General features: G+C 42.1%; 14 protein-coding genes. 9 read left to right on the forward strand and 5 right to left on the reverse strand.

Annotation, left to right across the window (positions count from 1 at the left end):
• The first annotated feature begins 18 nt into the window (after positions 1-18).
• A complete protein-coding gene (gene nmlR, locus ODU46_RS06335) occupies positions 19-429 on the forward strand; it encodes a stress response transcriptional regulator NmlR (RefSeq protein WP_114866729.1) in 411 nt (136 codons plus the stop codon).
• A 21-nt stretch (positions 430-450) separates the two neighbouring features.
• On the opposite strand, the gene ODU46_RS06340 is transcribed toward nmlR, so the two are convergent.
• Positions 451-765 (reverse strand): DUF3270 domain-containing protein, encoded by a 315-nt coding sequence (locus ODU46_RS06340; RefSeq protein ID WP_332420679.1) that lies wholly within the window; start codon positions 763-765, stop codon positions 451-453.
• A 160-nt stretch (positions 766-925) separates the two neighbouring features.
• Between ODU46_RS06340 and ODU46_RS06345 the strand changes: the two genes are divergently transcribed.
• Complete coding sequence (locus tag ODU46_RS06345) at positions 926-1,855, forward strand: peptidase U32 family protein (protein ID WP_222812457.1); 930 nt, start codon at positions 926-928, stop codon at positions 1,853-1,855.
• A gap of 111 nt (positions 1,856-1,966) precedes the next feature.
• Positions 1,967-3,253 carry a U32 family peptidase gene (locus tag ODU46_RS06350; protein ID WP_014637579.1) on the forward strand — a complete coding sequence of 429 codons (1,287 nt, stop codon included), beginning with the start codon at positions 1,967-1,969 and terminating at the stop codon, positions 3,251-3,253.
• Between the two features lie 20 nt (positions 3,254-3,273).
• Here the strand turns inward: ODU46_RS06350 and ODU46_RS06355 are convergent, their stop codons facing one another.
• Positions 3,274-3,597 carry a hypothetical protein gene (locus tag ODU46_RS06355; RefSeq protein ID WP_024384625.1) on the reverse strand — a complete coding sequence of 108 codons (324 nt, stop codon included), beginning with the start codon at positions 3,595-3,597 and terminating at the stop codon, positions 3,274-3,276.
• Positions 3,598-3,688: 91 nt separating this feature from the next.
• On the opposite strand from ODU46_RS06355, the gene ODU46_RS06360 reads away from it, so the two are divergent.
• Positions 3,689-3,904, forward strand: a complete 216-nt coding sequence (locus ODU46_RS06360) for a YdbC family protein (RefSeq protein WP_004194749.1) — start codon at positions 3,689-3,691, stop codon at positions 3,902-3,904.
• A gap of 11 nt (positions 3,905-3,915) precedes the next feature.
• On the opposite strand, the gene ODU46_RS06365 is transcribed toward ODU46_RS06360, so the two are convergent.
• On the reverse strand, positions 3,916-4,455 hold the full coding sequence (locus tag ODU46_RS06365) for a biotin transporter BioY (RefSeq protein WP_023369594.1): 540 nt from the start codon (positions 4,453-4,455) through the stop codon (positions 3,916-3,918).
• A gap of 204 nt (positions 4,456-4,659) precedes the next feature.
• On the opposite strand from ODU46_RS06365, the gene ODU46_RS06370 reads away from it, so the two are divergent.
• A complete protein-coding gene (locus ODU46_RS06370) occupies positions 4,660-5,397 on the forward strand; it encodes a cyclase family protein (protein WP_013730222.1) in 738 nt (245 codons plus the stop codon).
• Between the two features lie 50 nt (positions 5,398-5,447).
• Here the strand turns inward: ODU46_RS06370 and gorA are convergent, their stop codons facing one another.
• A complete protein-coding gene (gorA, locus tag ODU46_RS06375; protein WP_105212511.1) occupies positions 5,448-6,797 on the reverse strand; it encodes a glutathione-disulfide reductase in 1,350 nt (449 codons plus the stop codon).
• A gap of 213 nt (positions 6,798-7,010) precedes the next feature.
• On the opposite strand from gorA, the gene ODU46_RS06380 reads away from it, so the two are divergent.
• The 4 genes from ODU46_RS06380 to ODU46_RS06395 all read left to right on the forward strand — a co-directional run bounded on the left by ODU46_RS06380 (position 7,011) and on the right by ODU46_RS06395 (position 11,285).
• Entirely contained in the window at positions 7,011-8,171 is a 1,161-nt protein-coding gene (locus tag ODU46_RS06380) for an efflux RND transporter periplasmic adaptor subunit (protein ID WP_205026969.1), read from the forward strand.
• Complete coding sequence (locus ODU46_RS06385; protein ID WP_044681091.1) at positions 8,152-8,847, forward strand: ABC transporter ATP-binding protein; 696 nt, start codon at positions 8,152-8,154, stop codon at positions 8,845-8,847. Before ODU46_RS06380 ends, ODU46_RS06385 begins: the two co-directional genes overlap by 20 nt.
• Positions 8,848-10,095, forward strand: a complete 1,248-nt coding sequence (locus ODU46_RS06390) for an ABC transporter permease (protein WP_044681089.1) — start codon at positions 8,848-8,850, stop codon at positions 10,093-10,095. It abuts the gene before it with no gap.
• A gap of 125 nt (positions 10,096-10,220) precedes the next feature.
• Positions 10,221-11,285 carry an LLM class flavin-dependent oxidoreductase gene (locus ODU46_RS06395; RefSeq protein ID WP_398579394.1) on the forward strand — a complete coding sequence of 355 codons (1,065 nt, stop codon included), beginning with the start codon at positions 10,221-10,223 and terminating at the stop codon, positions 11,283-11,285.
• A 690-nt stretch (positions 11,286-11,975) separates the two neighbouring features.
• On the opposite strand, the gene lysS is transcribed toward ODU46_RS06395, so the two are convergent.
• The gene (lysS, locus tag ODU46_RS06400; RefSeq protein WP_029180349.1) at positions 11,976-13,466 is read right to left on the reverse strand and encodes a lysine--tRNA ligase; all 1,491 of its coding nucleotides are present in this window, start codon (positions 13,464-13,466) and stop codon (positions 11,976-11,978) included.
• Positions 13,467-13,538: the final 72 nt, after the last annotated feature.

A 13,538-nucleotide genomic window follows, 5' to 3' on the forward strand; every position in this document is an offset into this window, starting at 1 on the left:
TAAAGAAAGGAGCCTGGAATGAATATCAAAGAAGTTAGTCAAGTAACAGGTCTATCGGCAGATACCATTCGTTACTATGAGCGGATTGGGCTTGTTCCCAAAATTGCAAGAAAATCTTCTGGAGTAAGAGACTTTTCGGAAAATGATGTAGCCATTTTGGAATTTATTCGCTGTTTTAGGAGTGCGGGTATGTCTATTGAGCGCTTGATTGAGTATATGGGCTTGGTGCAGGCTGGAGATAGTACTGTGGAAGCCCGGATTGATTTACTAAAAGAGGAACAGGAAGAACTGCGGTCCCGTTTGTCGGAAATTCAGCAAGCTCTAGATCGTTTAGATTATAAAATAGAAAACTACCAGACTATATTAAGAGGTGCAGAGAATCAATTGTTTGCAGACGGCAGTAGTTCATTCAAAAAAGGCAGAGGATAACTTCTCTGCCTTTATAATTCATTATTCATTTTTTCCTATAACTTGTTTGGGTTTAAATTTCTTCTTTAGCCCAATTTGAACCAAACGTAGTCCAAGAAAACCCGTCGCACTTGCCAATATGATGGCAATAAAAACAGGAATGCCTACGGATAGATAGACATAACTAGCGATGACTGTTATCAAACTAAAAAATGCGATATTAACAAAAAACAACAATTCCTTTAGACGTTCTTTATTGGTATTTTTTGCCTGATAGGTTTGAAAATTAGCCTTTTTCTCTTTCGGGATATACTCTTCGTACTGGTACTCATGGGACTGATAGTGTCTTAATGCCATATCGTCTCCTTTTCTGCTCCTTAAAGAATACCATAACATTGCTGAATTTTTATGTCATTTATATTACAATAATGTTACAAGAGAAAGATTAGAAAAGTCTGAACATTAAAATACAAGTAGTCACTTATCAGATATTTCTCTTTTTGATATAATTGTCTTTATGGAAAAAATTATCATTACAGCAACAGCTGAAAGTATTGAGCAGGTCAAAGAACTGCTTGCAGCAGGAGTTGACCGTATTTATGTTGGGGAAGAGGACCATGCCCTTCGCATCCCAACAAATTTTACCTATGATGAACTCAGGGAAATAGCAGAGCTAGTTCATAGCGCTGGGAAGGAATTGACGGTCGCTGCTAATGCCCTCATGCACCAAGATATGATGGACAATATCAAACCGTTTATGGAGCTAATGAGGGAAATCAAGGTTGATTATCTGGTTGTCGGAGACACTGGAATTTTCTATATCAATAAACGTGATGGCTACAATTTCAAGCTAATCTATGATACATCTGTCTTTGTGACTTCCAGCCGTCAGATTAACTTTTGGAAAGATCATGGAGCAGTAGAGGCTGTTTTGGCAAGAGAGATTCCATCAGAAGAACTCTTTGATATTGCTAAGAACTTGGAAATGCCAGCGGAAATATTGGTCTACGGCGCCTCTGTTATTCACCATTCTAAACGAACCTTGTTACAGAATTACTACAATTTTACAAAGGCTGATGAGACAGATTTGTCACGTGGACGCGGACTTTTCTTAGCTGAGCCGAGTGACCCAGATAGCCACTATTCTATCTTTGAGGACAAGCATGGTACCCATATCTTTATCAACAATGACATTGATATGATGACCAAGCTGTCAGAATTAGGTGAACATGGTTATCATAATTGGAAACTTGATGGTATCTATTGCCCTGGTCAGAACTTTGTTGAAATTGTTAAGCTTTTTGTTCAAGCAAGAGATTTGATTGAAAAAGGCGAATTCACTTATGATCAGGCCTTCCTTTTGGATGAACAAGTGCGCAAGCTCCATCCAGCTGAACGTGGCTTGGATACAGGCTTCTACGAATTTGATCGTAATAAGGTTAAATAACAATATTTATAGCACAATTTATTTACTTTAACCTGGCAGAGTTAGCTCTGCCCTAAGTTTCCGAATGAAACAACATCGTTATTCTATCCTGCAAATAGAAAGAAGTTTATTATGTCAAAAACATTAAAGCGTCCCGAGGTCTTGTCACCTGCTGGGACTTTGGAGAAATTGAAGGTAGCCATTGATTATGGTGCTGATGCTGTCTTTGTCGGTGGCCAGGCCTACGGTCTGCGTAGCCGTGCAGGGAACTTTACCATGGATGAGATGCGGGAAGGGATCGAATATGCCCATGCCCGTGGTGCCAAGGTCTATGTAGCTGCCAACATGGTCACCCACGAAGGCAATGAAGAAGGAGCGGGAGCCTGGTTCCGTGAACTACGAGACATGGGCTTGGATGCGGTTATCGTTTCCGACCCAGCCCTTATCGTTATCTGTGCAACCGAAGCACCAGGTCTTGAAATCCACCTGTCAACCCAGGCATCATCTACCAACTACGAAACCTTTGAGTTTTGGAAGGAATTGGGCTTGACCCGTGTCGTTTTAGCCCGTGAAGTGACCATGGAAGAGGTGGCTGAAATCCGCAAACGCACAGACGTGGAGATTGAAGCCTTTGTTCACGGAGCCATGTGTATCTCCTACTCAGGCCGCTGCGTCCTCTCCAACCACATGAGCAAACGCGATGCCAACCGCGGCGGCTGCTCTCAGTCTTGTCGTTGGAAGTACAACCTCTACGACCTACCTTTTGGCGAAGAACGCCGTTCGATTAAGGGGGAAATACCAGAGGAGTTCTCCATGTCTGCGGTGGATATGTGTATGATCGACCATATTCCAGACATGATTGAAAATGGGGTCGATAGCCTGAAAATTGAAGGCCGTATGAAATCCGTCCACTACGTATCAACCGTAACAAACTGCTACAAGGCTGCGGTAGATGCTTATCTTGAAAGCCCAGAAAAGTTTGAAGCGATCAAACAAGACCTGATTGATGAGATGTGGAAGGTTGCCCAACGCGAATTGGCAACAGGTTTCTACTACAGCCCACCGAGCGAAAACGAACAGCTCTTCGGTGCCCGCCGTAAAATTCCAGAATACAAATTCATCGCCGAAGTAGTGGCCTTTGACAAGGAAACCATGACTGCAACCATTCGTCAGCGTAATGTTATCAACGAAGGCGACCAAGTAGAGTTTTACGGACCAGGTTTCCGTCATTTTGAAACGACTATTCAGGACTTGCATGATTCAAATGGAGAAAAGATTGACCGTGCCAACAAGCCGATGGAACTCTTAACTATTAAGCTGGACCGTGAAATCTATCCTGGCGACATGATCCGTGCCTGCAAATCAGGCCTCATCAACCTCTACCAAGAAGATGGGCAATCCCTAACTATTCGTGCATAAACAAACAAAAGGCTGAAATTTCAGCCTTTTGTTTGTTGTTGAGAAGTCTTGATGCTATCTGGAACCAAGGTAACTTTTTTGATGTCCTCGATTTTTATAATGCTGGTAACCTGACGTTTGAAATTTTTCATGATAATCCGTTGGCGATTGGTATCATATTTCACAATGTCACCTGTGAAACTACGATCACCATAGATGACATGGACTGCAGCTTTTTTATATAAAGCCAGCTCCAAGTTATTCTTGATTTCTTCCTTGCTATCTGGCTCAATAGACTTAGGAGCTTTGCCATGTTCTAAAAAGACGGTGATCTGCTCGAAAATAACTTCTAAAAACCTCTTCATGGCATAATCCTTTCAAACTTGATATAATTATATTATCTAATTTTTATAAAAATGACAAGCTTTTTCGAATAGATAAGCGAGGAGGTAACAAATGGCAGAATTTACATTTGAAATTGAAGAAAAATTATTGGTCTTATCTGAAAATGATAAAGGATGGACCAAGGAGCTTAATCGAGTATCTTTTAATGGCGCACCAGCCAAGTATGACATCCGTACCTGGAGTCCTGACCATACCAAGATGGGGAAAGGGATCACTCTTAGCAATGAGGAATTTCAAGTTTTACTCGATGCGTTTGCTAATAAATAAATGAAAGAAGCCTAAGCAAAATAGGCTTCTTTTTTGATAACAGGTTGCAATAAGCGATGACAAATCATGACTAGTGTAATTTTAGCTAAATCAGGAAGAATGAAAGGTAGAACAGTCCATCCGATAGTGTCAGTCCAACTGGCACCTGAAACTAGCTTAAATACAAAACAGCCGAGAAGGAAACAGATACTTGTTCCAAGTAGGCAGGCTAGAAAAATTGTAACTGGTGAGGAGTCTGATTTAGTGAGGGCAGAAGTGATGATAGTGTAGAGTAGAAACCCCCATAGAAAGCCAGATGTCGGTCCTGTGAGTGCAGCAAAACCACCAGAAAAACCAGCAAAAACAGGTAAACCGATAGCGCCAAGAACTAGATATAAGCTGACACTTGTAATTGCCTCCTTGGGTTTGTATAGACAAGCTACTAAGCCGATAGCCAGGGTTTGTAATGTAAATGGTACAGGTCCAATAGACAGACTGATTTGTGAAAGGGTGGAAATTAAGGCTGTTCCAATAGCGATATAAACAAGTGATTTGATAGAAGTTGTTTTCATTTGTTATCCTTTTAAAATTTTATGGTTAACAAAAATTATAGTGAGATTGGATAAGAAAGTCAATGCTCTTTCATCGGCTGTAACAACTCTATAGGTGATTTTTATAACAGCTAATAAGAAACTTATATAGTAAAAAACAACAAATTATATGTAAAACAACCTATACCTATGCTAGAATAATAAAAAAAGAAAGTGAGGATTTCTATGACAGAATTACTTGATATTTACCGTACTCTTAAATCTAAAACTTGGGTAGACTTGACTCACCAAATCAATGAAAAGAGCCCGCATTTCCCTGCGCTACCAGCTCTCGAAAAGAAAGCCCTATTTACTCATAAGGATGGCTTCTTTGTCGAACAATTTACGGTTGTGGGGCAGTATGGAACCCATATTGATCCTCCGATTCATTTTGTAGAAGGAGCTCGTTATCTTGATGAGATTGATTTGAAAGATTTACTCCTGCCACTCTACGTTATTGATAAATCTGCTGCTGTTATAGAAAATAATGACTATGAGATAACTAAGCAGGATATTTTAGACTTTGAGGCTGAATATGGCCCGATTGCGCCAGAATCTTTTGTTGCTTTTCGTTCGGATTGGTCAAAGCGCTGGCCTAGTCAAGATGCCATTCGTAATCTAGACGAAGATGGAGTTCAACGTACACCAGGATGGAGTCATGAAGCTCTAGAATATTTGATTGAAGAACGTCAGGTGAAAGCAGTTGGTCATGAAACATTGGATACCGACTCAGGAGTATCTGCAGCCAAACACGGAGGAAGTCTACCAGAAGAATACTATCTCCTATCAAAAGATATTTATCAGTTGGAAGTATTGGCAAACTTGGATCAGGTACCACCAACAGGCGCATTGATTTCAATCGCTTTTCCTCATTGGGAGAAGGCTTCGGGTTCACCAGTGCGAGCAATTGCTATATTACCATAAGAAAAAGTCCAGACAGTGCTGACCTTCATGTCTGGACTTTTTCAATTGAGTTAACGCATAGTAACAAATTCTTCAGAACCTGTCGGATGGATGGCGACAACGGCATCAAATTCTTCTTTTGTAGCTCCCATTTTGATAGCAACTGAGAATCCTTGAATCATTTCATCGACACCATAGCCAATGCCGTGCAGACCAACGACTTTTTCATTTTCTCCTACGGTTACTAATTTAAACTTGGCCATTTGGCGGTTGTTTTCTAGGGCAGTGTACATAGAAGTAAAGGCTGAAGTATAGACTTTTACATTGTCCTGGCCGTATTGGGCAATCGCTTCGTCCTCAGTTAGACCAACTGTTCCGATAGCGGGGTGAGAAAAGACGACAGTTGGGATGGTTGTGTAATCCATTTTTGCGGTTGGTTTATTGTTAAATAAACGTTCTGCCAAAAGGCGACCTGCCTTGATTGCAACGGGTGTTAATTCTTTTTCACCAGTTACATCACCGAGGGCATAGATGCCTGGTACAGCTGTTTCTTGGTATTCATTGACAGAAATATGTCCTGAAGAAGTAAGTTGAACACTAGTTGCTTCCAGGTTGAGTTTGTCAATATTTGGTTTACGTCCAATTGCCCAAAGGACCTTCTGAGCAATATGGCTACTACCGTCAGCAAAGTTAATCTGGATTTGTCCATCATCAGTTTTTTCAAGACTGACAGGAGTTTTCCCGGTATGGAGTGGAAGGTTGGTACGTTGCATTTCTTCCATCAAGGCATCAACAATGTAAGTATCAAAGCTACGAAGAGGGCGATTTCCACGAACAAATAGGTCAGTTTGGACACCGAGTCCATGTAGGAGACCGGCCATTTCCACAGCGATATAACCAGCACCAATCACAGCCACAGAAGAAGGTAATTCTTCCCATGCAAAGACATCGTCAGATACAATCCCTAGCTCACTACCAGGAATAGCAGGGACTGCCGGTTTGGCGCCAGTTGTGATGACAATGTGTTTTGCACGAATCAGCTCACCATTGACTTCAACCGTTTGATTGTCCACAAAACGTGCGAAACCCTGGATAACTTCTACTCCGTTATTGTTAAAAGTATTACCGTAGGATGCGCGTGAACGCTCAATATAGGCTTCGCGATTTTTACGCAAGGTGGCAAAATCAAAGGTCACTTCTTGGCTAGTAAATCCATATTCAGGTCCATAATGCTGGATGGCTTCTGCTACCTGAGAACCGTACCACATAATTTTTTTTGGTACACAGCCAAGGTTAACACAGGTCCCTCCTAGATAGCTTCCCTCAATAACTGCTGCCTTGGCACCGTACATAGCGGCTCGGTTCATGGTAGCAATGCCTCCGCTTCCGCCTCCGATAGCGATAATATCAAACACTTTCATAAATTTCCTCCAATAAAATCAGTAACTATATTCATTGTAACGTTTTTTTGTGTGTCAATCAAAAATCCGCTACGTTACCTTACAAAAATGTAAGTGGGAAAATTGCCGAACTTTTTATAAAATAGTTAGGAAAAAACTTGCATTTGTTCCTGTATTTGTGTATTATATAGACAACACAAAATAAGTATGTTTTATAAAGAAAAGGAGTTTGTTATGTTAAAGACAAAGAAAGCGAAAATTGCTTTGTTTGGCGGCCTTGGAGTAATCGCAGTTGCCCTAGTAGGTGGGGCCTTGATTTTTAGCAATATGCTAACGTCGTCACCGTCTTCAGAAGAAGTAGCCATGAGTATGACATATACTGTTGCTAAAGAGGGCTCGATTGCTTCCTCAACGCTACTTACAGGAACGATTACAGCAGCAGATGAGCAGTATGTTTACTATGATCCTTCTAAGGGAGATTTGAGTGAGGTTCTAGTTGCTCCAGGTACTCAGGTCGAAGTAGGCACCCCTTTGATTCGCTATGATGCTACAGAGTTGCAGTCTGCTTTGGATACTGCTGTTCGTGGTCGTGATAAGATTGGTCGCCAAATTGAAGACTTAAGAACCAATGGTCAAACTGTTCAAACAACTGGTGATGCAGAAACAGATGCTGCAGCAACTGCTACTGCACAACGTTCAGTAGATATGCAGTTGGCAGACTTGAATGATTCGTACGCAGATGCTCAAGCTGCAGTCGATAAAGCCTATACAGCCTTAACTGAAGCGACAGTAACTAGTACCGTTGCTGGTACAGTTGTTGAAGTGAATAAGGCTGTTTCTAAGAACTCTACATCTAGCCAGACAGTTGTACATATTGTAAACCAAGGTAGTTTGCAAGTAACAGGTAGTTTGACAGAATACGATTTGGCTAATATTGCAGTGGATCAAGAGGTTAAGCTGACTAGCAAGGTGTATCCTGATAAGACTTGGACAGGGAAAATTACCTATATTTCAAACTACCCATCTAGTGATCAAGCTGGTGCCGCAGCTACAACAGGAACTGGTGGTTCAGGTGCTAAATATCCATTTAAGGCAGCTCTAACCAGTGAATTAGGTGAGTTGAAGCAAGGATTTTCTGTAAATATTGAGGTTGTCAATACAAGTAAAAACATTTTAATTCCGGTGTCCGCAGTTGTGCCAGAAGAAGATAAAAACTATGTGTGGACCCTGGTTGATGGAAAAGCTAAGAAAGTGGAAGTCACTCTCGGAAACGCAGATGCTTTGAACCAGGAAGTGACTGCTGGCATAGCAGTAGGTGATAAGGTTATTACCATTCCGACTCCGGATCTCGAAGATGGCAAAGAGGTTGAAGCCAATGAAGAACCAGCTTATTAGATTAACGAATATCAATAAATCCTACAAAAATGGTGATCAAGAGCTCCGAGTTCTAAAGGATATTGATTTAGAGGTCGAAGAGGGAGAATTTCTTGCCATTATGGGACCTTCTGGTTCAGGTAAATCAACCCTTATGAACATCATCGGGCTTTTAGATCGTTCCAGTTCAGGAAACTATTGGTTAGAAGGTGAGGAAGTCAGTCAACTTTCTGAGAAAAAATTAGCTCAGGTTCGGAATGACCAAATCGGTTTCGTTTTCCAACAATTTTTCCTCTTATCGAAACTCAACGCCCTTCAAAATGTAGAATTACCCTTGATTTATGCTGGAGTTCCATCAAGCAAACGTAAGGAACTAGCTCAACAATATCTTGAAAAAGTTGAGTTGGCAGAGCGGATGATGCATTTACCATCGGAATTGTCTGGTGGTCAAAAACAACGGGTGGCTATTGCGCGTGCACTAGTCAATACTCCGGCTATTATTTTAGCGGATGAACCTACAGGTGCCCTAGATACTAAGACAGGCGAGCAGATTATGCAGCTTCTGACGGAGTTGAATAATGAAGGAAAGACCATTATCATGGTTACACATGAGCCTGAGATTGCTGCTTACGCAAAACGAAAAATCGTCCTACGTGATGGAGTGATTACCGAAGATAGTCGAAGGGAGGGAGTTTAGATGGAAAATTGGAAATTCGCCCTCAAATCTATTATGGCTCATAAAATGAGGTCTCTTCTTACGATGTTAGGTATCATCATCGGTGTGGCTGCAGTTGTCATTATTGTCGCCATGGGTACAGGGATGTCCAAGAGCATAGAAAAGTCTCTAGCTGGCGATCAAAATAATGTTCAAGTTTACTTTACTGCCTTCTCCAGCTCAAGCACAGCCTTCGGTCCATTTGGAACAGTATCGACGGAAGAACCAATCTTAGAAGAAGAGCCAGATTTGACGGATTCTACTTTAAAAGGATTGCTAGAGATTGATGGTGTATCGAGCTATTATTCCAGTATCAGTAACATGGCTGAAGTCAGCTCAGGCAATAAAAAAGCAGAGAATGTCACCATTACTGGTGTCAGTCAGAATTACTTTGCTGTGAAAGAATATGAAATTTTAGCTGGTCGTCAATTTACAGCTAACGATTATAGTCGTTTTTCACGTATGATTATGCTAGATACGGCACTAGCTGAGAAGTTGTTTGGTTCTATAGAGGACTCTCTCAATCAGACGATTAGTGTCAATAGCAATGCTTATCTCGTAATAGGGGTTTACAAAGATCCAAAAGCAGGGACAGCTATTTATGGAATGAATTCAGGTGGAAATGCCGTCATGACTAATACGCAGCTGGCTGCTGAAACAGGCATGAAAGAGAATTCTCAAATCTATGTCCATGTTGAAGATGTTACTCGGGCAACAGAAGTTGGTCAGGCCGCTGCAGATTACTTGACTAAAGCGACTGGATTGAAAGAAGCGAGATATGAGATTTATGATATGTCAGCTATGTTGGAGGAGTTTAAATCTCAAATGTCTGGTGTTACCTTGTTTATCGGTGCTGTTGCAGGTATCTCCTTGCTAGTTGGTGGTATCGGTGTCATGAATATCATGCTGGTATCAGTAACTGAGCGGACTCGTGAAATTGGTCTTCGAAAAGCGCTTGGAGCAACCCGAGGCAATATCTTGATGCAATTCTTGATAGAAGCCATGGTCTTGACCACTCTTGGTGGAGCAATCGGTCTCGCAATCGCCCAAACAATAGTCTTCTTGCTCAATGTGAGCAAGGCGATGGGAGAAAGAATAACTGCTGAAGTTTCAATTCCAGTGGTTCTGGGAAGTCTGGCTTTCTCAGCGGTAGTTGGTATTGTATTTGGTGTACTACCTGCTAACAAAGCATCTAAGCTTGATCCAATTGAAGCTTTGCGCTATGAATAATCTATTGAAACGATTAGGTTTTCCTAGTCGTTTTATTTTTTGAGCAAATCAATTGACTATATCACTAATTAGAGATAAAATAAACGCATCAATTAAGAAATAGTGATTTCAAAGGAGAACACATCATGGTAGAATTAGGTATTTCAACATTTGGCGAAACAACTCCACTAGAAAAAACGGGGGAAACTTATAGCCACGACGAGCGGATTCGCCAGCTAGTCAAAGAAATCGAACTAGCTGATGCGGTGGGGCTTGATGTTTATGGGATTGGGGAGCATCACCGAGAAGATTTTGCGGTTTCTGCACCTGAGATTGTGCTGGCAGCTGGTGCCGTCAATACCAAGCATATCAAGCTAACATCAGCAGTTTCAATCCTTTCCTCCATGGACCCTGTAAGGCTCTATCAGCAGTACACCACCATTGATGCTTTGTCAAATGGCAGAGCGGAAATCATGGCGGGTCGTGGTTCCTTTACGGAATCATTCCCTTTGTTTGGCTATGATCTCCATGACTATGAAGAACTCTTTGATGAGAAGCTAGATATGCTTCTGGAAATCGACAAGGAAACCAATCTTAAGTGGGATGGGCATTTCACTCAGTCTGTCGATAATAAACCCGTATATCCGCGTCCTGTTCAGGAAGATTTTCCCATTTGGGTGGCAACTGGGGGCAATGTAGAATCCACTATCAAGATTGCTAAGAAAGGCTTGCCTATCGTGTATGCAGTCATTGGTGCGGGTGCCCATCGCTTTAAACCTTTAGTCGATGCTTATCGCAAGGTTGCTCGCAACTCAGGTCATGATCCAGAGAAAACGAAAGTTGCAGCCCATTCTTGGGGTTGGATTGCAGACGACCATGATAAGGCTGTGGAAGAATACTATCATCCAACCAAAGTAATTACGGACAATATTGCCAAAGACCGCCCACATTGGAGCGAGATGACCAAGGCGCAATATCTCTACTCTCTGACAGACGAAGGGGCAACTATCGTCGGAGATCCAAAACGAGTCGCTGAAAAAATTATCAAGACTATTGAAACACTTGACTTGGACCGTTTCTTCCTCCATCTCCCAATCGGCTCTATGCCACATGAAGATGTCCTCCGTGCTATCGAACTCTACGGAACAGAAGTCGCACCAATTGTCCGAGATTATTTTGCTAAGAAAGAAGAGAATCAGTCCCAAGACTGATGAGATAAAAAGGAGGGACGTTATAATAGCCTCACTTCTCTAAAGTGGAGTCAACATCTCAGCGCAGTGGTTGATTGGCTTTAACAGTCCAGTGGACTGTTAAAGGTTGGAGATAAGATTTGCGAAGCAAATTTCAACAATTCGTGTTTTACACTCCACATCTTCCTCTACGGCTGAAGCGAACGGTGTTCGCTTTATTTTCAACCTCCAACAGTCACTACTCTGACTTAACGACTGATGCGAACTTTGTTCGCTATATCTCCAACCTCTAAAGGTTCCCCGAACCTTTAGAGCTATGTGGGGGTGGGCCTAAAATAGTCCAGTGGAGTGAAACAGTTCGGGGAACTGTTTCAGCTGGTCACCTGAAAATAAGAAAGTGACCATAGAGGCTCGAACTACTGTTAGGAAGTGAGGGGAACTCTCTATGATTATTTGAGTTCTGTCCCACTCCCAATCCTAAATATTTTTCATAATCTCCTGAAAATCCTGACCATGTGGTTGGGATTTTTTGCATGCAAAAACACTCTTGGAATTTCCAAGAGTGTTTTAAGTAACGGTGTTAAACAGTTTGTAGTTTTTATTTCATTATCGGGAGTGACAAGGTCTAGCAGACCTTGTCAGCCAATCGCCAAGAAACTGGAGAGCGATTGGAATATCCTAGTGAAGACAATACTAAAAGGTTACTGTTTCTTACTTCATTGTAGGGAACAACAACACATCCCGAATAGTAGTGGTGTCTGTCAAGAGCATGCAGAGGCGGTCGATACCGATTCCAAGGCCGCCTGTTGGTGGCATACCGTATTCAAGGGCTTCGATATAGTCGTAGTCAACGCCTGTCGCTTCGTCGTCACCGAGTTCTTTAGCTTTGGCTTGGGCTTCAAAGCGTTCCAATTGGTCGATTGGATCGTTTAACTCAGAGTATGCATTACCGTATTCCTTGGTCATGATGAAGAGCTCGAAACGGTCTGTAAAGCGTGGGTCTTCATCGTTTTTCTTAGCTAGTGGAGATACGGCTACTGGGTGACCATAGACAAAGGTTGGTTGGATAAGAGTTGCTTCAACGTATTCTTCAAAGAAGCTGTTGATGATTTGACCAACTTCTGTATGGTGTTTTTCCACAGGGACCTTATGCTCAGCTGCAAGGGCTTTGGCTTGCTCGAAGCTCATCTCTTGCCAGAAGTCCACGCCAGTTTGTTCCTTAACGGCATCAACCATGTGGATACGCTTGAATGGCTTGTGGATAGCAATTTCTGTACCTTGGTAAGTTATAGGGCCGTCGCCGACAACTGCCTTAGCAGTATGTTGGATAATGCCTTCTGTCAAGTCCATGATGTCTCGATAGTCCGCGTAGGCTTGGTAAACTTCAATCATAGTAAATTCTGGATTATGAGTAGCATCCATACCTTCGTTACGGAAGATACGGCCGATTTCATAAACGCGTTCCATACCGCCGACAATCAGGCGCTTGAGGTGGAGTTCTAAAGCGATACGAAGGACCATGTCAATGTTTTGGGCATTGTGGTGGGTAATGAATGGACGAGCCGCAGCACCACCAGCTTCGTTGTGAAGAACTGGTGTTTCCACTTCCAAGAAACCAAGTCCATCAAGGTAACGGCGGATTTCTGAGATAATTTTTGAGCGGGTCACAAAGCGATCAAAGCTCTCACGGTTGGTAATCAAGTCCAAATAACGCTTGCGGTAGCGGGTCTCGATGTCTGTCAATCCGTGGAATTTTTCTGGCAATGGGCGGAGCGCTTTAGAAAGGTGAGTCAACTTGCGAGCATGGATAGACAACTCACCAACGTTTGTCTTGAAGACATCTCCCTCGACACCGATAAAGTCACCAAGGTCTGCTTTTTTGAAGATTTCATAATTTTCTTCGCCAACATCATCCTTACGAACGTAGATCTGAATCTGGCCTTCGCGGTCTTGAATGTGAGCAAAACCTGCCTTACCCTTACCACGCTTGGTCATAATACGGCCTGCAATGATAGCTGTTTGCCCTAATTCTTCCAAGTCTTCTTTTGATTTGTCTTCGTACTGGGCCTTCAATTCAGCTGAATTTGCAGAACGCTCAAAACGTTTTCCAAATGGGTCAATGCCCTGTTCAGCAAGAGCTGTCATTTTCTCACGACGGACAATCTGTTGGTCATTTAATTCTTCAAAATGTTCAGTTGACATAAAAATTTTATTCCTCCAAAGTCTGTTATTTCTATTTTATCATAGAAGAGAGAAAAAATCAGTATAAATTGC

The organism is Streptococcus sp. 2020WUSS089 (genome assembly GCF_044427405.1).
GTDB classification, from domain to species: domain Bacteria; phylum Bacillota; class Bacilli; order Lactobacillales; family Streptococcaceae; genus Streptococcus; species Streptococcus hashimotonensis.